The sequence below is a fragment of the Haloferax elongans ATCC BAA-1513 genome (assembly GCF_000336755.1).
GTDB classification, from domain to species: Archaea; Halobacteriota; Halobacteria; order Halobacteriales; family Haloferacaceae; genus Haloferax; species Haloferax elongans.
In genome coordinates this window covers 201,313-219,877 of record NZ_AOLK01000023.1, presented here as the reverse complement: position 1 = coordinate 219,877, position 18,565 = coordinate 201,313, and the positions used below count along the sequence as shown (strand labels likewise).

Annotated in this window: 24 protein-coding genes; 4 read left to right on the top strand and 20 right to left on the bottom strand. The window is 63.6% G+C overall.

Features of this window, described 5'->3' with window-relative positions; all coding sequences use genetic code 11:
- Window positions 1–15 precede the first annotated feature (15 nt).
- Window positions 16–1,044 carry a substrate-binding domain-containing protein gene (locus C453_RS17710; protein WP_008326710.1) on the bottom strand — a complete coding sequence of 343 codons (1,029 nt, stop codon included), beginning with the start codon at window positions 1,042–1,044 and terminating at the stop codon, window positions 16–18.
- Window positions 1,045–1,275: 231 nt separating this feature from the next.
- On the opposite strand from C453_RS17710, the gene C453_RS17705 reads away from it, so the two are divergent.
- Window positions 1,276–1,752 carry a PIN domain-containing protein gene (locus C453_RS17705; protein ID WP_008326709.1) on the top strand — a complete coding sequence of 159 codons (477 nt, stop codon included), beginning with the start codon at window positions 1,276–1,278 and terminating at the stop codon, window positions 1,750–1,752.
- 52 nt (window positions 1,753–1,804) lie between these two features.
- Here the strand turns inward: C453_RS17705 and C453_RS17700 are convergent, their stop codons facing one another.
- The 12 genes from C453_RS17700 to C453_RS17645 all read right to left on the bottom strand — a co-directional run bounded on the left by C453_RS17700 (window position 1,805) and on the right by C453_RS17645 (window position 10,211).
- Window positions 1,805–2,599 (bottom strand): SDR family NAD(P)-dependent oxidoreductase, encoded by a 795-nt coding sequence (locus C453_RS17700; protein ID WP_008326705.1) that lies wholly within the window; start codon window positions 2,597–2,599, stop codon window positions 1,805–1,807.
- A 42-nt stretch (window positions 2,600–2,641) separates the two neighbouring features.
- Window positions 2,642–3,025, bottom strand: a complete 384-nt coding sequence (locus C453_RS17695) for an ACT domain-containing protein (RefSeq protein ID WP_008326703.1) — start codon at window positions 3,023–3,025, stop codon at window positions 2,642–2,644.
- Window positions 3,026–3,119: 94 nt separating this feature from the next.
- Window positions 3,120–3,758 (bottom strand): non-canonical purine NTP pyrophosphatase, encoded by a 639-nt coding sequence (locus tag C453_RS17690; protein ID WP_008326685.1) that lies wholly within the window; start codon window positions 3,756–3,758, stop codon window positions 3,120–3,122.
- Window positions 3,759–3,810: 52 nt separating this feature from the next.
- Window positions 3,811–4,086 carry a DUF5808 domain-containing protein gene (locus C453_RS17685; protein WP_008326684.1) on the bottom strand — a complete coding sequence of 92 codons (276 nt, stop codon included), beginning with the start codon at window positions 4,084–4,086 and terminating at the stop codon, window positions 3,811–3,813.
- Between the two features lie 132 nt (window positions 4,087–4,218).
- Window positions 4,219–5,877: a bifunctional N(6)-L-threonylcarbamoyladenine synthase/serine/threonine protein kinase gene (locus C453_RS17680; RefSeq protein ID WP_008326683.1), complete on the bottom strand. Its 1,659-nt coding sequence runs from the start codon at window positions 5,875–5,877 to the stop codon at window positions 4,219–4,221.
- 36 nt (window positions 5,878–5,913) lie between these two features.
- Window positions 5,914–6,219 carry a 30S ribosomal protein S24e gene (locus C453_RS17675; RefSeq protein WP_008326682.1) on the bottom strand — a complete coding sequence of 102 codons (306 nt, stop codon included), beginning with the start codon at window positions 6,217–6,219 and terminating at the stop codon, window positions 5,914–5,916.
- A gap of 69 nt (window positions 6,220–6,288) precedes the next feature.
- Window positions 6,289–6,828 (bottom strand): GTP-dependent dephospho-CoA kinase family protein, encoded by a 540-nt coding sequence (locus C453_RS17670; protein ID WP_008326678.1) that lies wholly within the window; start codon window positions 6,826–6,828, stop codon window positions 6,289–6,291.
- A 1-nt stretch (window position 6,829) separates the two neighbouring features.
- On the bottom strand, window positions 6,830–7,027 hold the full coding sequence (spt4, locus tag C453_RS17665) for a transcription elongation factor subunit Spt4 (RefSeq protein ID WP_007541684.1): 198 nt from the start codon (window positions 7,025–7,027) through the stop codon (window positions 6,830–6,832).
- Window positions 7,027–7,599, bottom strand: a complete 573-nt coding sequence (locus C453_RS17660) for a DNA-directed RNA polymerase (RefSeq protein ID WP_008326676.1) — start codon at window positions 7,597–7,599, stop codon at window positions 7,027–7,029. The genes spt4 and C453_RS17660 overlap by 1 nt, the downstream gene beginning before the upstream one ends.
- A 7-nt stretch (window positions 7,600–7,606) precedes the next feature.
- Window positions 7,607–7,975 carry a DUF188 domain-containing protein gene (locus tag C453_RS17655; RefSeq protein WP_008326675.1) on the bottom strand — a complete coding sequence of 123 codons (369 nt, stop codon included), beginning with the start codon at window positions 7,973–7,975 and terminating at the stop codon, window positions 7,607–7,609.
- Window positions 7,976–7,997: 22 nt separating this feature from the next.
- Window positions 7,998–9,227 carry a translation initiation factor IF-2 subunit gamma gene (locus tag C453_RS17650; protein WP_193788085.1) on the bottom strand — a complete coding sequence of 410 codons (1,230 nt, stop codon included), beginning with the start codon at window positions 9,225–9,227 and terminating at the stop codon, window positions 7,998–8,000.
- Between the two features lie 174 nt (window positions 9,228–9,401).
- Window positions 9,402–10,211, bottom strand: coding sequence for a DUF6517 family protein (locus C453_RS17645; RefSeq protein WP_008326673.1), 810 nt, complete (start codon window positions 10,209–10,211; stop codon window positions 9,402–9,404).
- Window positions 10,212–10,364: 153 nt separating this feature from the next.
- Between C453_RS17645 and C453_RS17640 the strand changes: the two genes are divergently transcribed.
- Window positions 10,365–11,348 carry a DUF5787 family protein gene (locus C453_RS17640; RefSeq protein ID WP_193788084.1) on the top strand — a complete coding sequence of 328 codons (984 nt, stop codon included), beginning with the start codon at window positions 10,365–10,367 and terminating at the stop codon, window positions 11,346–11,348.
- A 10-nt stretch (window positions 11,349–11,358) separates the two neighbouring features.
- Here the strand turns inward: C453_RS17640 and C453_RS17635 are convergent, their stop codons facing one another.
- From C453_RS17635 to C453_RS17615, 5 genes are read right to left on the bottom strand one after another with little or no spacing between them, the layout of a single operon-like run.
- Window positions 11,359–11,571 (bottom strand): hypothetical protein, encoded by a 213-nt coding sequence (locus tag C453_RS17635; RefSeq protein ID WP_241430789.1) that lies wholly within the window; start codon window positions 11,569–11,571, stop codon window positions 11,359–11,361.
- Window positions 11,568–11,768 carry a hypothetical protein gene (locus C453_RS17630; RefSeq protein ID WP_008326670.1) on the bottom strand — a complete coding sequence of 67 codons (201 nt, stop codon included), beginning with the start codon at window positions 11,766–11,768 and terminating at the stop codon, window positions 11,568–11,570. Before C453_RS17630 ends, C453_RS17635 begins: the two co-directional genes overlap by 4 nt.
- 34 nt (window positions 11,769–11,802) lie before the next feature.
- Window positions 11,803–12,627: an MBL fold metallo-hydrolase gene (locus C453_RS17625; protein ID WP_008326668.1), complete on the bottom strand. Its 825-nt coding sequence runs from the start codon at window positions 12,625–12,627 to the stop codon at window positions 11,803–11,805.
- A 51-nt stretch (window positions 12,628–12,678) separates the two neighbouring features.
- On the bottom strand, window positions 12,679–13,290 hold the full coding sequence (locus tag C453_RS20715; protein ID WP_241430788.1) for a hypothetical protein: 612 nt from the start codon (window positions 13,288–13,290) through the stop codon (window positions 12,679–12,681).
- 55 nt (window positions 13,291–13,345) lie between these two features.
- A complete protein-coding gene (locus C453_RS17615) occupies window positions 13,346–14,749 on the bottom strand; it encodes an ATP-binding protein (RefSeq protein WP_008326665.1) in 1,404 nt (467 codons plus the stop codon).
- A gap of 271 nt (window positions 14,750–15,020) precedes the next feature.
- Here C453_RS17615 and C453_RS17610 point away from each other — a divergent pair, with 271 nt between their 5' ends.
- Window positions 15,021–16,154, top strand: coding sequence for a thiolase family protein (locus C453_RS17610; protein ID WP_049907872.1), 1,134 nt, complete (start codon window positions 15,021–15,023; stop codon window positions 16,152–16,154).
- Between the two features lie 118 nt (window positions 16,155–16,272).
- Here C453_RS17610 and C453_RS17605 read toward each other — a convergent pair whose 3' ends face one another.
- Together C453_RS17605 and C453_RS17600 are read right to left on the bottom strand one after the other, a co-directional pair.
- Window positions 16,273–16,467 (bottom strand): hypothetical protein, encoded by a 195-nt coding sequence (locus tag C453_RS17605; protein ID WP_008326662.1) that lies wholly within the window; start codon window positions 16,465–16,467, stop codon window positions 16,273–16,275.
- A gap of 43 nt (window positions 16,468–16,510) precedes the next feature.
- A complete protein-coding gene (locus tag C453_RS17600; RefSeq protein WP_008326655.1) occupies window positions 16,511–18,205 on the bottom strand; it encodes an aldehyde ferredoxin oxidoreductase family protein in 1,695 nt (564 codons plus the stop codon).
- Window positions 18,206–18,390: 185 nt separating this feature from the next.
- On the opposite strand from C453_RS17600, the gene C453_RS20495 reads away from it, so the two are divergent.
- Window positions 18,391–18,561, top strand: a complete 171-nt coding sequence (locus C453_RS20495; RefSeq protein WP_169316555.1) for a hypothetical protein — start codon at window positions 18,391–18,393, stop codon at window positions 18,559–18,561.
- Window positions 18,562–18,565 lie beyond the last annotated feature (4 nt).

The window sequence follows — 18,565 nt, the reverse complement described above, 5'->3', positions numbered from 1 at the left end:
TGGGGTCGGACCGGACTAAAAGTCCTCGGGGACGTTCTCAGCGACCCACTGCTCGAACTGGGCATCCGAGACGGACGCCGAGGCGTTGCCACCGTCGTCGTCGTAGTCCTCAGGCACGTACTGCCCGAACTGCGGTGACTCGGACAGCGCGTTCGGGAAGAACAACTGCGAGCCATCGACAGTGTACGAGTCGATGATGTCCTGTCCTTCGGGACTCGTCAGGAACCCGGCGTACGCCATCGCCAGCGAGTAGTTCACGTCGGGGTACTTCGCGGGGTTGACCGGGATGACGCCGTAGGGGTTCTTCAGAATCGTCGGCCCGCCCTTGAGTGGCCCTTGAACGAGGATTTCGAGGTCTATCTTGCTCTTCGTCGCGAGGAACGTCCCGCGGTCAGAGAGCGTGTACGCGCCGGACTGGTCGGCCTGGACGAGCGTGTCGCCCATTCCCTTCCCGATTTCGCGATACCACTTCCCCGCCGGGTCGACGCCCGAGGCGTCCCAGATGAGCAGTTCCTTCTTGTTCGTCCCCGAGTCGTCGCCGCGAGAGACGAACGTCGCTTCCGACTCCGCGATGGTGGCGAAGGCGTCAGCGGCGCTCTCCATCCCCTCGATTCCCGCTGGGTCGTCGGCTGGCCCGACCACGACGAAGTCGTTGAACATGACGTCGCGTCGGTTGACGCCGTAGCCCTCTTTCAGGAACTCGTCTTCTGCACCGCGAGCGTGGACGAGAATCACGTCGGCGTCGCCGTTTCGGGCCGTCTCGATTGCAGCGCCCGTCCCCTGCGGGATGGTCTTGACTGTCGCATCGAACTTCTCTTCGAACACCGGGTTGAGTTCGTCCAACAGTCCTGTGTCGTACGTACTCGTCGTGGTCGCGAGCGTCAGCTCTTGGTCCGAGCTACTCGACCCATCGCTGGACCCGGACTGGGAGCCACTCTCTCCGTCTGCCGCTTGCGGAGGCTCCGCGTCTCCGGTACACCCACTGAGTCCGAGTATCGCACCGACACCGGCCGCCTGTAAGAAGCGCCGTCGCTGAATTGCCATGCAGTGTCGTGTGCTGAACGGAAATTAACTGTTTCCTAGCCGACGAAACCACGAAACATTTCATTTTCTACCTATTGTGACTGATTGTGTGAATTATCGGTTGCGTCGGTTTCTTCTCGGTCGCCGTCTTGGACTCGACTATGACGTGGGAGTCGCTTTTCGACCGCGCCGCCGACTACGAGACGACAGAGACCGATATCGCCGAGGCGCTTCGCGCCCGCCGAGAGGACGATGGGTGAGGCCGACCCGTCTCCGACTCGCGTCGTCGCGGACGCCGACGTGCTCGCCTCTGACCTCCTCGTTGGCGGTGCCGCCCGCGACGCGCTCGACCACCTCCGGTCGCACTCGTGGATGACCCTCGTCGCCAGCCCAGCACTCCTCGACGATGCCGAGGCGGTCATCGCCAGCCTCGCCGACGAGGAACTGGCTGCAGACTGGCGTGCCAGAGTGGGAGAGTGGGCCGAACTCGTCGACCACCCCGAGGGTGACCAACCCGCGCTCGCCGCCGCCTATCGAGGTGGTGCGATGCATCTTCTCACTTTCGACGAGAACCTTCAGTCTGCTTCTGCTGGCGCGGCTTTGAGTGGCCGATTCCCGGTGAGCATCCGCGAGCCACGGGCGTTTGCGACGCTCTTTGCTCCCGAAAGCCTGTACGCAGAAGTCGAATCCGGCGAGTATCCCGGTCCCGACCGCGACCCTCGGGGCTGAGGAGCTTCGAACCGGTGGAGAGTCGCGTCAGTCGCCAGCGGCGAAGGTATCTCTACGTGGGGCGCTGTGCGACCTTCACGATGCGCCGGACCAACCACCGAGGGAGGAACCGAACGAGGACCGACCCGAGCCAGTTTTGCGTGCCGGGGACGACGACAGCCTTCCCGGCGTTCATACCGCGAATTCCCGCCTTCGCAACCTTCCGGGCGTCCATCACACCGCCTTCGAGGAGTCGAGAGTCTTCCATGTCGGCGCGCGACTGGAACCCAGTCTCTGTCGGCCCGGGACACAGCGCCGTGACGGTCACGCCGGTTCCGCGACACTCCTCCGCCAGCGCCTCGGAGAACGAGAGGACGTACGCCTTCGTCGCATAATAGACGGCCATCAGGGGGCCGGGTTGGAAGCTCGCCGTCGACCCGAGGTTGAGTACCTTCCCCGATTCGCGGTCGAGCATCCCCGGCAGAAACAGCTTCGTGAGTTGCGTCAGGGCCGTGACGTTCACCTCGATTTCGTCGACCTCGCGGTCGAGGTCGAGGTCAACGAAGGGGCCGAACGTCGCGAACCCGGCGTTGTTGACCAGCACGTCCACCTCGATGTCGCGGTCACGCAGGGTCTCGAAAATCTCCCGCGGCGCGGCTCGCTCGGCGAGGTCTTTCACGAGGACGACGACTGCAGTTCCGTAGGCGTCGTTTACCTCGTCGGCGAGTTCGCGGAGGTCGGCTTCGCTTCTGGCGACGATGACGAGGTCGTGTCCGTCTGCAGCGAGGAGGTCAGCGAGTTCGCGTCCGATGCCGCCGGATGCACCGGTGACGAGTGCGACGGGGGCGTCGCGGTCGGGGAACGTCATGTCGCTCCTGACGCGCCCAATGGTAACAATTGCTCGGGTGAGCTACTGCTCGACCACACACCCCAGTGTTTCCAGTTTTTGCGTCGCCGTCGCGAGGTCGGCTTCTTTCACGAGCACGTGGTCGGTCGAGTACGACGACAGCGCGAATATCGAGACATCCTCCTCAGCGAGGGCGGTTGCGACCGCCGCTAGAAACCCGACGAGTTCGAACGGGAGAACCATCTCGAAGGTGAGGCGTTTCCACCCGTGTTCGGCCTCAACGACGGTCGGTTCGTCGATGGCTCCTGTCTCGGCTATTACTGTCGTCTCTGTCTCGTCCTGAATCGTTGCGAACGCCTCGGGGTCGGGCCGCGTCGTCTTGTAGACGGTGTACGTCTCGTCCGAGACGGTGACCGTACCGCCTTCGAAGTAGTCTGCGGGATTCATACCCGACACTCGGCGTTCGCGTGTGTAAGGTTTGTCTCGCTATCGCTCGGCGTACCACCGTCGGACGCGCTGCGCCCGACGAGATATCCTTCGCTTACTCCGTTCGCTCAGGATACCACGTCGCAAACTTCGCCAACGCCCGGCCGCGGTGCGAGATGCCGTTTTTCTCCGTCGCGGACATCTCCGCGAACGTCGTTCCGTCGTGTTCGAAGATTGGGTCGTAGCCGAAGCCACCATCACCGCGTGGAGCGACGATTCGCCCGTTCACGACACCGGTAAAGAGCTTCACCGGTAGGGCTTCGGTCTCCTGTGCGTCCTGTTCGGCACCGTGGGCGGCCGCGACAGTTCGGTCGTCGCGGTCGATTGGGTCGGGGCTTGCTTCGAACTCCTCGCCGTCACAGTACGCGAGCACACAGCGGAAGGACGCCCGACGCGGTTCGTCGAGTTCCGCGGCGGCCAGTCGGTACACTGCTTCGACGCCCAGCGTGTCCTCGGCGTACGAGGAGTACGGGCCGGGGAAGCCGTCGAAACCGCCGATAAAGAGTCCGGCGTCGTCCACGAGGACGGGTTCGCCGGCGTAGCGGTACGCTTCACGGGCACCGTGGGCTGCGATAGGACCGAGTTCGGCTGCCTGAACCTCGGTGTAGTCGAAGTCCAGTTGGGTCACGTCGTCGTCGAGGTAGTCGAGGGCTTCGCGTACCTTGCCCTCGTTCGTAGTGACGTACCTGAGCATACCCGCTCATCTGCGGGCGGGGTGGGAAAAGTCGTCGGTGTTGCGCGCGCGGTTAGTCGACGATGACTTCGACTGGGCCTTCGTCGGCTTCGGCTTCCTCGGCCCCGTCGCGCTTCTGGCGCTCGTTCCAGAACAGACCACCGGCGACGAGGAGGACGACCCACGAGCGCCAGCTCGCGAGATTCAGCGTGTAGCCGATACCGAACGGTTTCTCGACGAGCATGCCCTCGCCGGGCTGCCAGTACGACGAGAGCAGGCGGCCGACGCTCGGGCGCTCGAAGTTGTACGGGATACCAAAGAGAGTTCCTCGTTGCGGTTTGTCTGCCATACGAGACGAATACGCTCGCGCCGGATAAATCGTTTTGGCCTTCCGACGTGTTTTGGTGAGGCGATTTCGACCCCAACGAATGCGGGTCGATAGCACGATTCTACGAGACGGCGGCGCGGTACCAGCGACTCGTTACCGATACCGCCCGCGCGACTCCACCTGTCGGAGTCGGGAAAGCACGTCCGCGGAGCCGACTTCCTCGTAGCCCGCTTCGAGTGCGTCGAGGAGTGGTGCGGCGTCGTCGGCCGTCCCCTCGACGCTCTGGGCGAAGACGTGGAGGTCCATCGCGTGGTCTTCGACGTGACCCGAGTGGAACCCGAGGCCGAAGTCGATGAGGTACACGCGCGTGTTCCCGTCGGCGTCGGTTCCGACGCGAACGTTCCGCGTCGTGGGGTCGCCGTGGACGATTCCCCCCTGGTGCAGTCGAGCGAGATACTCGCCGACCGTTCGAACTGCATCGGGGTCGAGCTGTTCTGCGAGGTCCGCGTCGCCGACTTTCTGGAAGGTGATGACACCCTCGACGGGGTCGATATCGCGGACGACAGGTGTTCGAACCCCGGCGCGGCGGGCATCACTCGTCAGTCGTGCCTCAGCCTTGGTGCGCTCGCCGCGCAGTCGGTCGTCGAGTTTTGCGTGGCGGTAGGTCTTCGGGACGCGGCGTTTCACCACGTCGTCGGCGCTGATATCGACCGTCGCTTCGGCCCCGCGAATCGCACCGTCGTCGGTGTAGGCGCGCGCGACCGATTCGTCGTCGCCGCGCCACGTCACGTCGACTTGGTCAGGCCGGAAGTTCGGGTCGACAGCGGACTCGCTGATTGGGAGCGTATCGCCCGCGTCGAGCATCCGCGCGCCGAGGACGGCAATCATCCCGGCATTGTCGCCGAGGAACTGCGGGTCGGGGGCGTGGAACTTCGCGCCGCGCTGTTCGCACATCTCGGCGAGCATTTCGCGCAGGCGGGCGTTGTGGCCGACCCCGCCACCGAGGACGAGTTCGTCTGTCCCCGTGAGCGAGAGCGCGCGCTCCGAGACTTCGGTCAGCATCGCGAAGATGGTCTCTTGCAGTCCGACGCAGATGTCAGAGACGGGTGTGCCGGCGTCTGCCTCGTCCTTCGCGGCGCTCATGATTCCCGAAAAGGAGAAGTCCATCCCCTTGACGACGTACGGCAGGTCGACGTACTCGCCGTCTTTCGCCGCCTTCTCGACCTTCGGCCCGCCGGGGTGGGTCCAGCCGACGTGGCGGGTGAATTTGTCGATGGCGTTGCCGACGCCGGTGTCCATCGTCTCGCCGAGGACGCGGTACCGCCCGTTGTGATAGCCGAGCAGGTGGGCGTTCGCGCCCGAGGCGTTCAGACAGACGGGCGATTCGAAGCCGGACTGGTAGCGTCCGATTTCGAGGTGGGCGACCATGTGGTTGACGCCGACGAGTGGCACGTCGAGTGTCTGGGCAACCGAGCGGGCGGCAGTCCCGACGATACGGAGACACGGTCCCAAGCCGGGGCCGCGAGAGAACGCGACACCATCGACGATGGGGCCGTCGCCGTCGTGGCGCTCGGCGGCGTGTGCGAGCGCAGTGTCGACGACGCTGGGGATGGCGTTCGCCATGTGTTCGGCCGACTCGCGCGGGTGAATACCGCCGCTGTCGGGCTGGTAGGGGTCAGATTCGATAAAGACGTGGTCGGAGGCGGGGTCCGGTGTGCGGTCGGTTTCGTGACCGAGTGCGGCGGGGTCGTCGGTTTCGAAAACCGCTGCGCTCGCGGCCCACGCTGTTCCTTCGATTCCGAGAATACGCATCGAGAGTTGGTCGAAAACGGCGATTCGAAACCGAGATTAGGCCTCTTCGGCCTCGGCTTCGGCGTCGGTGATCTTGTTCCGCTCGAGCATGTGCTCCTGCTCGACGTCGCGCGCGAACTCGGGGCTCGCGTAGACCTTGGCGTAGCCAGCGGTCTTGCGCATGCCGAACTTCGTGTCGAGTTCGTGGACGACGACTTCGTCGGAGTCCTTGTTCAGTTTGGCCGCGAGGGAGTCACGAACCGACAGCCGCGACGGCGTCGCTTCCTCGTGGACAATCTCGAATCGGACGTCCGTCCGATGCAACATGGGGTTCTCCTCCTCGGAGATGATTTCGATATCCATGGTTCAGTTACCAGTACATCCCCCCGAAGCAAGTAAAAGGATTTCGAAGGGAGAGGGAGAGACCGGTCCTCAGGCGTCGAGTGGCACGAGGACGGCGTCGATATCACCCTCGAACTGGGTGAGAAGGTCCCGCATCTCGGTCTTCGCTGCGTCTGTGACCCGGATTCTGACCATTCCTTCGTCGGGCTGGCCGTAGACGACGGTCGAATCGAGCGGCGCGGCGAGCACCGCGGGGAGGGTCGCGAGGTCTTCTTCACCCTCGACTAAGAGTGTCGTCGGTTCGTCTGCGGCGAGCGCGTCGACGAGCGCGTCGACGAGTGCGCGCGAAACCGTGCCCGGTTCGTTCGCGACTTCGACGAGCCGCCCCGTCTCGACGGCGCGGCGAATCTCTTCGCCGACTGCCTCGCGTTTCGTCTTTCCGTCGATGACAGCGACGTCCGGGGCTCTCCCCGCGCGTCGGAGGTGGTAGGTGACGACGTCGCCGACGGCGACGAGTGGGGTGTCTCGTTCCTCGCTGGCGGCGTCCGCGAGCAACTCCTCGGCCTCGGTGTAGACGGGGCCGAACGGCTCTTTGAACGCCGCGCGAAGTTCCGTCGGCAGGGTGAGCATCTTAGCGGACCTTGAGCGCGTAGCCGCCGGGTTCGCTGACGTTCATCTCGTCGGCGATTTCGCTCTCTTCGGGGTGGGTGATGACGACGTAGCCCGCCCAGTCTTCGGTGAGGCTCGTCGACCCGCAGTTGTCGCAGGTCTGCGAGTCGGGGTCGTTGACGTAGTGGCACTCACGGCAGGCGAGACGCTTTCGCGCCATCAGTTACCCTCCGCCGACGCCTCGCTCTGCTGGCGCTTCGCTTCGAGCCAGCCGTGCTTGCCGAGCCCCGGCTGTTTCGCGGTGAGTCCAATCTTGGAGTCCCGCGGGTTGCGCTCGTCGATGCTCTTTGTGACGATACGGGCGCGCACCTCGTCGTCCACGGCGAGCGTCTGGTTGGACTCGGTGGAGGCGAGCTGTTGGTTCTCGCCGTCGTAGGCGAGGTATTCGTCGGAAATCTGCGAGACGTGGAGCAGGCCGTCCACCGGACCGATACCGATGAACGCACCGAATTCGACCACTTCGACGACGATGCCGTCGACGACTTCCTGCATGTCGGGGTCGTAGGTGATGGCGTCGAATTCGGCCTCGTAGTAGACGCCCGGCCGGCTGGGGAGTACGGTCCCCTCGCCGATGTCGTGGACGTTCACGACACTCACGACGCTCCCGACGTCTTCGTCCATTCGTCCTTCCAGTTTGTCCTGCAACAGTCGCTTGACCCGCTCGGGCGTGACGTCGCCCAGGTGGCGTGGCGGGACTTCGACTGTGTCTTTGAGTCGTACCCGTTTGTACATAGTTTCGTTAAGGTTCCGTGATTGCCAGTGTGGCGTGCCCGCGGATACCGACGACGGGAATCCCGCAGTCGAGTATCCGGTCACGGAGGGGCTTGTCGTTCGTGACGACGTAGTCGATGTCGCCCGATTCGGCGAGTTCGACGACCGCGTCGTCGGCGTACGATTCCTCGGTTTCGACCGCTCGGCACCGAGTCGCTAGGTCCGCACCCACGCTCGCGGCGATGGCCTCGGTCCCCCCGCCCGTCGAGAGCTTGTCCAGCTCGTCGAGGACGGCCGTGGGGACCACGAGGTCCACGTCGGCCGAGAGTAACCGGTCGAGTTCGTCGAACACGCGAACGTCGAGTTCGACCGGCATCATGAGTGCGTTCGTGTCCATGACGACTACGGTGGCGCTCACGTCACTTGAGGGTCCCGATACCGATGAGACGCCAGCGCGCGCCGACACGGCGGTTGATGGCTATCTTCGCACCCTCGGCGGCACAGACTGGCCGCTTGAGCGAGACTTCTGCCTCGCCGGTTCGTGCACTCGTCACGGCACCCACGGTGGTTGCGGTGCCGACGGTGAGCATCAGGGGTTCACCGGTCGAAATTTCTTCGACGTCGTCTTGGTCGCCGCCGACGACGCGGTCGAGCAGTTCGACGTCCATCGTGAACTGCTCGCGCGTCGGCGGGAGCGTTCCGGGCTCGCCTGCGAGTTGTCCCGCGAGGGCGTCACCCTTGGTCAGACTGGGGTCGAGACCGGTCCCGACACCACACAGCCCACCGGGGCGAACCTCGTCGACCATGTTGCCGCCCGCCTGCAGCGAGCGAATCTCGGTCGTGATGGGTCGCCACTCGGTCTGGCCTTCCTCTTCGACCTCGCGGCCGGGTCGGAGTTCAATTTCGTCGTCTGCTTCGAGCTTTCCGGCGACGACGCTGCCGCCGATGACGCCGCCCGAGAGGTCTTCCCACGTCGTTCCCGGACGGTTGATGTCGAAGCTCCGTGCGACGTACATCTGGCTGTCTTCGGTCTCGTCGCGCTCGGGCGTCGGAATCTCTTCTTCGATTGCCTCGATGAGGAGGTCGAGGTTGACCTCCTGCTGGGCGCTGACGGGAACGATTGGTGCGTCTTCTGCGACCGTGCCCTTCACGAACTCCTTGATTTGTTCGTAGTTGTCGAGCGCGCGCTCGCGGTCGACGAGGTCGACCTTGTTCTGCGCGATGACGATGTTCTCGATGCCGATGATGTCGAGCGCCATCAGGTGCTCTGCAGTCTGCGCTTGCGGGACGTCTTCGGTCGCGCTCACGAGCAGAATGGCGCCGTCCATGATGGCGGCACCAGAGAGCATCGTCGCCATGAGCGTTTCGTGACCGGGTGCGTCCACGAACGAGACGGTACGGAGAACCTCTGTGTCCTCACCGTCTTCGGTCGTCTCTTCGACCGTGTAGCATTCCGGCGGCTCTTCGCCGGGTGTCTTGCGGAACGTTGCGTCAGCGTATCCGAGGCGGATGGAGATACCGCGTTTCATCTCCTCGGAGTGCTGGTCAGTCCACGAGCCGGACAACGCTTGAACGAGCGTCGTCTTGCCGTGGTCGACGTGACCGACGAGTCCGATGTTCACCTCCGGTTGTTGTGGGTTTTGCGTCACCATTGACCTCCTGAGAGTAATCTTGCGTGAACTTCGCCCCGAGCGCCTGATAAAGGTGCTGTTCTCGAAGCGGTCGCTCTGGGTCCACGTCGGGCGGTCACACGCGACGTGGGTGGTTCGGAGACGGCGTCGGAATGGAGGCAGAGCACCTTCGACAGCGGCGGAGTCGAAAGCTCACTCGGTCGCTTTGACCAACGCTTCGAGTTCCGCGCTGTAGTCCGCTGGCGTGAGACCGAGGTCCAGATTGACCGAGACTTCGATGGCGTCCGTCGGTGATTTCGTCACGTCGAGTGCGAGATTCTCTCCGGGATGTGCTCCGCCCGCGATGAGCAGGGAGCCGTCGTGTTCCCAGACCGCCAGTAGCCCGGTGACGCCGAGCTTCCGACCCTCGATTTCGACGGATTTCTCCTCGGTCAGTGGGAAATTGATTCCCTCGAACGGGAACGCTGCCGTGTAGTTCGTCACGTTCGCCGTCTCGCCCGTGTCGACTGTCAGCTCTGCATCCGATGCCTGCTCGATGTCCACCAGTCCGGCCGATTCGAGTTGCGATTCGAACTGTGCTCGCGCTTGCTTTTCGACCTGTTCGACCACAGGCCCCATCGCCGCGTCGGGGATGTTAGCCAAACTGGGGTCGAGCGTCACGCGGGACGCGAAGAACATCGAGAACTGCCCTTCGGCCTGTCCCAGCGTCTTTTCTTTCAACTCGGCGGCGAGCGCGGCGTCCTCGTAGACGAGCGTGTGGAACGCGGCAGAGACAGTCACCGGCCCGAAACTCTTCTCGAACGCGGGGTCCTGCGTCTGTTCGTCTATCTTCTTCCAGCCACCGTCCGCTAACTTCGACTCCGGCACTTTCGGCGGCCCTCGTGCGGCGGAGGCAGTCCCGCTCGAACTACATCCCGCGAGGCCGACCAGCCCTGCGCTGGCCGCTGCACCGAGGTACGTTCGTCGCTTGATTCGTTGGGTTGCGTCGTCCTGCCCGGACATTGGTCGGTGTTGCCCCGTCTTTAGTCAAATACTTTCGCCAACGTGACACTCATCAATCGTGACTGGTCTGTCGAGACTCAGGCCTTCCCGCTGAGTGACGACCCCGACTCGGTGAGAGCGAGACTTTTTGCCTTCGACATCGCAGTATCACGCGTGTCTCCGCCGGTGTCGTCGCCGTCCGAGTTCGCCTTCGAGGTCGCGCTGTGTGCCGCCCTCGAAACGACGACAGACTGGCTTCCGGCCCGCCAACTCGGCGCGTCAGTCGCGTCGCCAGGGAGCAGAATCATCGACGTCTGCGCCGTGGTGCCCGGACCAGCATTCAACGACCGCACGCGAATCACGAACCGGGCGATTCCGGCGACGGCTATTGAGAGTGACGTTGGCACTGGCCGCGCCGTCTTCTGGCGCGACGGCTTCGACTGTCACCCCGCACGCGCCCGCCGAGCGACCGACGCCGCCGTCGATGTCGGCTTTTTCGAGTCTGAGGTCCGACGCGGCCGGGAGTACGTCCGCCGCGCGGCGCGCTACCCCGACGACTGGTTTTCCCGTCTCGTCGGCATCGAGAACAAGCCGGACCTCGGTGAACCCGGTGACCTGCTCCGGCAACTCCGTCTCGACGTGAGTCTCGGCCTCTTCGACGAAGTCGTCCTCGCCACCGAGAGTTACGTCACCGGTGCGCACCTGAATCGTATCCCGGAGGAAGTTGGCGTCTGGCGATTCGACCCCGACACCGGCGAGCGTGAGGTCGTCCGCGAGGCCGAGACACTCACCCCCGATGACCTCGGCGTCGAGCCCGTCGAGTACCACTCACTCCACACCAACGTTGCGCTCGTCTCGCCCGCTGACAAGCGAACTGCCCGGCTTCGACTCGCGGAGCGAGCCTACGGCAAGGGCTGGCGCGCGTACAACCTGCCGGGATGTGCCCACGCCGCGGTCGACGAGGACGGTCGCCCGGTTTGCGAGCACTTCGGCCGCGTGGTCGACCCCGGCTCAGAGTGCGGCGGCGACTGTCGGGCATTCGAAACAGCCGACCCACCGGAATTCGACCGCGCGGAACTTCGTGAGCGTCGGACTGGCTGGGTTTCGGACCCTTCCGGTGTCGCGCGCAGGCAGGCCGGTCTCGACCGATTTCGGTAGTTCCCTCGGATTACTCCGACTCGGCGCGGCGCTCCATGTAGTCCCAATAGGTGACGAGGAGTGCGCCGAAGACGACGAGCAGCAGTATTTGGATACCGGCCTCGACGAGTGCTACCTCTCCGGTTTTAACGTAGTTTACTCCCGCGTTCATCGCCGCCGTGACGACGCCCGCGGTGAGAAAGTGGGTGAACGTCATGTCTTCTCTGAGGGGCCGAAAGCTCACGCGCTCCCCTCCGCGTTCCCGGATGCCGAATGCAACCATAATCCCGCCGCACTGAGACAAACCGAGAGGACGAACACGCCCGTGAGATACGTCTGCGTGGGCGGTCGCGGCGAAAAGAGCGCGTACCCAGTCGCAATCACCATCCCGAGGGAGAGCCCAGACACGATGCCCAGCGGCGTTCGGAGAGCAGGGACCATACCCGACGCTTCCGCCCCGCGTGTAAAAATCTGGTTACAATTCGTACACTTCGCCATCGACCGCCAGCGGCTCTTCGAACGCCTCCTCGGGCGGGTAGTAGTGCGCGACGTGGACCAGTCGAGTCACGTCGGCGTCGAGGTCCTCGCCGAGCGCGATGGCTCCCTCGCGGGTCATGTGCTTCGTGCCGAAGGTTCGCGGGACGCCGTCCTCGTCGAAGTCGTCACCTCCGGCGGGGTGGTACTCACAGAGCGACGCTGGGACGATGGCCTCCGCGAGGAGCAAGTCGGGATTGTCGAGGATTGCCCGCGACTCCTCGGGAATGGCGTACGTCGAGTCGCCGGAAATCGAGAGCTTCGCGCCCGTTTCGGGGTCCTCGATGGCGACGCCGTAGCAGAGAAGCGGCGGGTGGACGACCGGAACGAATGTCACGTCGAACCCGCAGGCTCGGAACGGTTCGAGGGGTGTCTGGTCGTACACGTCGATTCGGTCGAGGTAGTCGAACTTCGAGCGAATCGTGTCGGCAACGCTCTCGTCGGTCATCGGGTCGATTTCGTCCGCGGCGTGGACGTCGAGTTCATCGAGCAAGCGGTAGACGTTCCCGAGGCCGTCGAGGTGGTCGAAGTGGATGTGGGTGACGAGTGCCTCGTCGGGAAGTGGCGTCTCCTGTGTGAGAAACTGGTGGCGGAAGTCGGGGCTGAAGTCCACCAGCAGCGACTCGCCGGTGCGCTCGTTTTCGACGTGGACCGAAAAGCGCGTCCGCTCGATGCCCCGCTCGCGGGCCTCGCGGCAGGTGTCGCAGTCGCAGCCGACGGTCGGCGTCCCGGTCGTGTCACCGGTACCGAGGAGGGTCACGCGCATCGATTCAGAGAAGGGAGATGGCGGGGCTTAAACGTGGCCGACGGCGGCGAGTCAGGAACGATACACCTGCCGGAATTCGACCAGAGGGTGAAACGTCTCCGAGAACGTCTTCTCTTCGAACTGGAGATTCGCAGTAACCGTCCGCGGAACTTCTGCGACGAGCGTCTCGAACTCGACGGGCGGTGTTCGCGTCTCACCGCTCCGATTGGGCCACACCACGTAGCCAATCATCACTCGTTGCACTCCGTCGTCGTCGTATCCAATACCCGGGCTAATGTCATCTAGGGAGTCAACACCGAGTCGCACCCGCACCGCCTTCATCGCCGCTTTCCCTGCGACAGTCCCTCCGACCCGAGTCATCCACGACGATGCCGGTTCGCGCTTGTATATCGGCTCTTTCGTCGTCCCCGACTCGTTGATGTGCTTGCGGTAGCCGGTGCGTTGGCGAATCTCCTCAGTATCCGGGTAGTAGTCGTACTTCGACGAGTCTCGGTAGTCGCGCGAGACCGTAATCGGGTCCCCGGATGCGGGTGCGGGGTTCGATTCGGGTTCGGGAAGCGGCGTCGCGGTCGATTCCTCGGATTCCGACGTACAGCCGGCGAGCACCGAAATCGACCCGCCCGCCGCAATCGCTCTAACGAAGCGTCTTCTGCTGGAGGGCATCGACTCGACGTGCTCCGACAACAAGTAAATACTTTGTCAGAACTGCGCGGTGCAGTTACTGCGCCGCGCCGGCGTCTTTCTGCGTCTCGCCTTCGTGTTCGTGCGAATGGTCGTGGTCGTGGTCGTGGTCATGACCATCGTCAGACCCGGCGACGAGTTCCGACGAGTCGGACATCATATCGAGGTTCTTCAGGTTGTCACGCTCTTCGAAGTCGGCGACCGCTTCGAGCAGGTCGTCCTGCGTGAGTTCCATGCGCTCTTCGGTGAGCGCTTCGAGGACGGCCTCGCGGAGGACGAGTCGGAGGTCCGAGCCGGTGAGTCCCTCGGTCACGTCGGCGATTGCTTCGGGGTCGAACTCGTCGATGTCCATCCGGTTCGTGATGACGCGGAGGATGTCCGCGCGCATCCCGTAGTCCGGTTTGGGGAAGTTGACGATTTCGTCGAAGCGCCGCCACGCCGCCGAGTCGAGTTGGTCGGGGTGGTTCGTCGCTCCGATGAGGATGACCTCGTCGCGAATCAGCGAGATGTCGTCGATGCTCTTCAGCAGCGTGTTGACGGCGCGCTTGAGCGCGGCGTGTTCGTCCGACCGGCGCGTCTTGGCGACCGAGTCGAACTCGTCGATAAAGAGGATACACGGCGAGAGTCGCTTTGCGACCTCGAAGGTCTTCTCGACGTTCTTGGCCGTCTCACCGAGATACTGACTCGTAATCATCGAGAGTTTGACCTCGACGAAGGGGAGTCCGAGTTCGTGTGCGAGGGCACGGGAGACGGTCGTCTTCCCGGTGCCCGGCGGCCCGACGAACAGAATCTTCCCAATCTCACGGAGGCCGATTTGCGCGAGGTACTCGCGGTGCTCGATGGCCTTCATGAGCTTGTGAATCTCGCCCTCCTGGTCCGAGGTGAGCACGAGGTCGTCGAGCGTCATCTCGATTTCCTCGGGTGCGCGGACCTGTACGAGGTCCAGCATCTCGGCGTCGTCTTCGTCGTCGAAGTACTCGTCGAGGAGGCTGTCTATCCAGACCCGGTCCGCGTGGATGGGTCGCGTCTGGTCGCGCGCCTCTTCGTGGGTCACGTCCACGTCGTCGCGTTCTTCGACCGATTTTGCGATAGTCGGGTTCGTCACCAACCGGTCGTGGTCGGCTCGTTTGACGAACCACTCCAGCGCCATCTCGGGTTGCGTCAGCGAGAGTCGCCCGGAGAAATCCTCACGTTGGGTGAACATGAGGTCCGAAATCGCATCCCACGGATGTTCGACTCCCGTCGCCTTGCGCGCGATGGAGTCTGTCACCACGAGTGGTCGCTCGATACCCCCCGTTGCGCCTTCGTCTTCCTCGCCGGTTTCGGCCCAGAAGACGCGGCGGTACCGCGGAGGGAGGTCGTTCTCATCAAGCGTTCGGTCGTCGGTGTAGAGGTGTGCAGTCAGCAGAAACTCGACAACCTCGAGCGCCCGTTCACTCATCCGCACAAAGTTGCCGGGGCAGACGCATAAGAGCGTCGGAGTAGCGTTCGCAGCGAACTGTCTCTGCCACCCCGAACGTGTCTGTTGTCTCCCTCCACGTGCCCTTTGTCTCCGCCCACGCACCCCTTGTCTCCGCCCACGCGTCCCTCGTCGGGTAAAAATCGATGGATGACGACGCCGATATCGGCGCTGTCGCTGCTGACGAGTAAACTTTTGACAATCATTTATGAGTTCTAAACTATTTATGGTGTTCGAACACGCATTGTGTGGCATGCCAGAACCAGTCATCGCGGCCGCATACCGAACGCCGTTCGGCAAGTCCGGCGGTGTGTTCGAAGACGTTCGAAGCGAAGACCTCTCGATTGCCCTCATCGACCACATCCTCGACGAACACGACGTTGATGCAGACGACGTCGAGGACCTGATGTGGGGCGTCGCCCAGCAGCGCACCGAGCAGGACAACAACGTCGCACGCGTCATCGCGCTCCTCTCGGAACTCGGCGAAGGGACGCCCGCGACAACCATCAACCGCTGGTGTGCGTCGTCGATGCAGTCGATTATTTCCGCGTCGGACGCCATCGCCGCGGGCAACCGCGAGTGTATCATCGCGGGCGGCGTCGAGAGCATGTCCCGCGTCCCGATGGACGGCGACTCCTACCAGCACCTCCACCCCGAACTGAGTGAGGCGTACAACGTCTTCCAACTCCAGATGGGGATGACCGCCGAGAAGGTTGCAAACGAGCACGAAGTTTCTCGCGAAGACCAAGACAAGTTCGCGCTCCGCAGCCACGAGCGCGCCGCCGACGCGACCGAGACCGGACGTTTCGACGACGAAATCGTTCCCATCGAGACCGAAGACGGCGTCGTCACCGAAGACGAAGGCATCCGCCACGACACTTCGCTGGACGCGCTCGGTGGTCTCCCACCGGCGTTCTCGGGCGACGGTTCGGTCACGGCTGGCAACTCCTCGCAGATTACCGACGGCGCAGCAGCCGTCCTCGTGACCTCCCGCGAGTTCGCCGAGGAACACGGTCTCGACGTGCTCGCCTCCGTGGGTACGAACAACGTCGCTGGCGTCGACCCGACGGTCATGGGCATCGGTCCAGTTCCGGCCACCCGCGGCCTCCTCGAACGCGCCGGACGCGACATCGGCGACTACGGACTCGTCGAAATCAACGAAGCGTTCGCCAGCCAGTGTGAGTACTCCCGCCGCGAACTCGGCATCGACGAGGACAAACTCAACGTCAACGGCGGCGCAATCGCCCTCGGCCACCCGCTCGGTGCCTCCGGCGCGCGCCTCCCCGTGACGCTCATCCACGAGATGATAAAGCGCGACGTGGACCGCGGCCTCGCCTCGCTTTGTGTCGGGTTCGGTCAAGGCGCGGCAATCGAATTCAGCCGGTAACTCCTCTCTAAGCGGTTTTTGGTCCAGATTTTTGCGGGATGAGCGTGAGCGAATCCCGGAAAAAGGTGGCAGCGGCGCGACAATCGAATTCAGTCGATAAGGCTTCGAAAAACTGCTTTTAGGACGACTCGCTTTCGGACGCCCCGAACGAGAGAACCGACGTTTCGAGTCCCAGTCCCGCGAGGAATACGACCGCCCCGGTCGTGGCGAGAAAGCCCGCTGCATCGACGTTGGCCGGTTCGAGTTTGAAGAACAGCGACAGCAACACGAGGTGGGTGCTCGTGACGAACGCGAGCTTTGCGTTTCGTCTCATAGACGAGTCAACATTTTCGGGGCAGCCGTAAATGGCTGTACGTTCAATCGTCCGCCGGTGCTGCTCCGCTTTCTCCACCGACTGCCGACTCCGGCACGACACCATCTTCGTCCCACCCGCGAAGCTCGTAGTACTCCGAGAGCGCGTGTGGGAAGCCGGGAATATCGTAGGGGAGACGGTCGTCGTCGCGGTCGAAACCGCGCTGGTTGTTGAAGTGGCGTTCGAGCGTGACGATGCGCTCGCCGACTTCCTGGAGATGGTCGTAGGTCGTATCGAACAGCGTCGCCAGCGTCTCCTCGTCGATGAAGTCCCGCGAGAACTTGCAGACGACGCCGCTGTCGAGGACGGCGTTGTGGTTTTCCTTCTCCACGAGGCGTTCGGGCTTGCCGCCGAGACCGTGGGGTTCGACGGCCTTCGACTTCTCGACGTAGGGGTACTCAAGCGCGTAGAACGAGGCGTACATGTGGTCGGCACCGCGGTTCGAGGTGGCGAAGGAGAGGCCCTGTCCGTGGAGGTGGCGGCCGTCGTGGGCCGGGAACTCCATGCCCTTGACCGTCCAGTCGTGGACGCCGAGTTCGTCCGCGACGCGGTGGGTGCCCTCCGCGAGCAGGTCGCCGACGCCCTCGCGGTGGCCGATTTGTTCGACGAGTTCGTGAATCAGGTCAACGTTGCCGAACTCGTCTTCGGCCATCAGGTACGCCGCGATGGTGTCGCCACAGGAGATGGTGTCGAGACCGAGGCGGTCACACAGGTCGTTGGACTTCATCACGTCCACGATGTCGTCGACGGCGCAGTTCGACCCGAAGGCCATCACCGTCTCGAATTCTGGGCCTTCGGTTTCGACGCCGCGTTCCTCGTCTTTCGTCGGAAGTTTACAGGCGAAGGCGCACTGCGAGCAGGTCCCTTTCTTGTACTTCTTCGACTCCACGGCGTCGCCGTTGATGCCCTCGACGCCCTCGAACTCGCGCTCGGAGAAGTAGCGCGTCGGGAACGCCTCGACTGCGTTCGCGTAGTCGGTCCCGGCGGTCGTTCCCTGTCGCTTCATCGAGTGGTCGGAGGTGGCTGCGTCTCGATGCACGTCCATCGCGACGTCCGGGAACTCGATTTCGACGTCGGGCGCGTCGTCACCGGCGAAGGTGACGACTTTCAGGTTCTTCGACCCCATGACTGCGCCGAGACCGCCGCGACCGAACGCCCGCGTCTCGGTCGTCATCACCGACGCGAATCGGACCTCGTTTTCTCCCGCCGGACCGATACAGATGGTCTGTTCGGCGTCGAGGTCCCACTCCGACGCAGCGTACTCGGTGACGTCGGGAACCTCCGCGCCTTCGAGTTCCGGCACGGACTCGAATTCGACGCCGTCGGGGCGGACGTGAACCGCGAGCAACTCGTCTGCCTCGCCGGTGAATTCGATGGCGCTGTAGCCGGTTCCGACGAGGTTTCGTGAGAGAAACCCACCGGCGTTCGAGGAGACGAGCCCATTCGTCAGTGGTGACAGACCGGTCATGCTCACCCGCCCGGTGAAGCTCATTCGAGACTGTTGCATCGGCCCGGCGGCGAGAACAAGTCGGTTCTCGGCCCCAAGCGGGTCAGCGTCAAACGGAATCTGGTCGTGGGCGAGTTTCGTCCCGACGCCGCGCCCGCCGAGATACGATTCGAGAATCCCGTCGATGGACGATGTCTCGGCTAGGCGGTCGGTCAAGTCGACCGAACACAGTGGCCCCTCCAAGTGTCGCATGCCCGTGCTTCGACAGGGATGTGAATAATCGTTCGTGTATGTCCGAGAATCAACAACTCTGTCTGCGAGTTGCGACCCAAACCTTGCTTGAGACGGTCGCTACCCCGTCATTGTTTGGTTATTCATAATGAATGTTCTTTTGAAATTCGTCACGTTCTTACCCTCGTCGTGAGCAACAGGTGACGATGAATCTCTCGACGGCCGTCGTCTCTGGGGTGGTGGCGGCGCTCGCTGCCGCGGGCGTTGCGTCGATGGGGGTCGTTCCGAGGCCTGAACTCGGGGCCGTGGTCTGGTACGTACTGGTCGCGTTGACCGTCGGGTACTGGGCCGTCTTCCTTCGGTGGGCCCGAACCTAACCCG

What these genes read in the sequence shown, in the direction of transcription:
- C453_RS17705 (WP_008326709.1), top strand. Translation starts at nt 1,276, where the DNA reads ATGGGTGAGGCCGACCCGTCTCCGACTCGCGTCGTCGCGGACGCCGAC.
- C453_RS17605 (WP_008326662.1), bottom strand. Translation starts at nt 16,467, where the DNA reads ATGAGACGAAACGCAAAGCTCGCGTTCGTCACGAGCACCCACCTCGTG.
- C453_RS17610 (WP_049907872.1), top strand. Translation starts at nt 15,021, where the DNA reads ATGCCAGAACCAGTCATCGCGGCCGCATACCGAACGCCGTTCGGCAAG.
- C453_RS17660 (WP_008326676.1), bottom strand. Translation starts at nt 7,599, where the DNA reads ATGTACAAACGGGTACGACTCAAAGACACAGTCGAAGTCCCGCCACGC.
- C453_RS17630 (WP_008326670.1), bottom strand. Translation starts at nt 11,768, where the DNA reads ATGGTCCCTGCTCTCCGAACGCCGCTGGGCATCGTGTCTGGGCTCTCC.
- C453_RS17680 (WP_008326683.1), bottom strand. Translation starts at nt 5,877, where the DNA reads ATGCGTATTCTCGGAATCGAAGGAACAGCGTGGGCCGCGAGCGCAGCG.
- C453_RS17675 (WP_008326682.1), bottom strand. Translation starts at nt 6,219, where the DNA reads ATGGATATCGAAATCATCTCCGAGGAGGAGAACCCCATGTTGCATCGG.
- C453_RS17670 (WP_008326678.1), bottom strand. Translation starts at nt 6,828, where the DNA reads ATGCTCACCCTGCCGACGGAACTTCGCGCGGCGTTCAAAGAGCCGTTC.
- C453_RS17700 (WP_008326705.1), bottom strand. Translation starts at nt 2,599, where the DNA reads ATGACGTTCCCCGACCGCGACGCCCCCGTCGCACTCGTCACCGGTGCA.
- C453_RS17685 (WP_008326684.1), bottom strand. Translation starts at nt 4,086, where the DNA reads ATGGCAGACAAACCGCAACGAGGAACTCTCTTTGGTATCCCGTACAAC.
- C453_RS17615 (WP_008326665.1), bottom strand. Translation starts at nt 14,749, where the DNA reads ATGAGTGAACGGGCGCTCGAGGTTGTCGAGTTTCTGCTGACTGCACAC.
- C453_RS17600 (WP_008326655.1), bottom strand. Translation starts at nt 18,205, where the DNA reads ATGCGACACTTGGAGGGGCCACTGTGTTCGGTCGACTTGACCGACCGC.
- C453_RS20495 (WP_169316555.1), top strand. Translation starts at nt 18,391, where the DNA reads ATGAATCTCTCGACGGCCGTCGTCTCTGGGGTGGTGGCGGCGCTCGCT.
- C453_RS17655 (WP_008326675.1), bottom strand. Translation starts at nt 7,975, where the DNA reads ATGGACACGAACGCACTCATGATGCCGGTCGAACTCGACGTTCGCGTG.
- spt4 (WP_007541684.1), bottom strand. Translation starts at nt 7,027, where the DNA reads ATGGCGCGAAAGCGTCTCGCCTGCCGTGAGTGCCACTACGTCAACGAC.
- C453_RS17645 (WP_008326673.1), bottom strand. Translation starts at nt 10,211, where the DNA reads ATGTCCGGGCAGGACGACGCAACCCAACGAATCAAGCGACGAACGTAC.
- C453_RS17625 (WP_008326668.1), bottom strand. Translation starts at nt 12,627, where the DNA reads ATGCGCGTGACCCTCCTCGGTACCGGTGACACGACCGGGACGCCGACC.
- C453_RS17690 (WP_008326685.1), bottom strand. Translation starts at nt 3,758, where the DNA reads ATGCTCAGGTACGTCACTACGAACGAGGGCAAGGTACGCGAAGCCCTC.
- C453_RS20715 (WP_241430788.1), bottom strand. Translation starts at nt 13,290, where the DNA reads ATGCCCTCCAGCAGAAGACGCTTCGTTAGAGCGATTGCGGCGGGCGGG.
- C453_RS17695 (WP_008326703.1), bottom strand. Translation starts at nt 3,025, where the DNA reads ATGAATCCCGCAGACTACTTCGAAGGCGGTACGGTCACCGTCTCGGAC.
- C453_RS17710 (WP_008326710.1), bottom strand. Translation starts at nt 1,044, where the DNA reads ATGGCAATTCAGCGACGGCGCTTCTTACAGGCGGCCGGTGTCGGTGCG.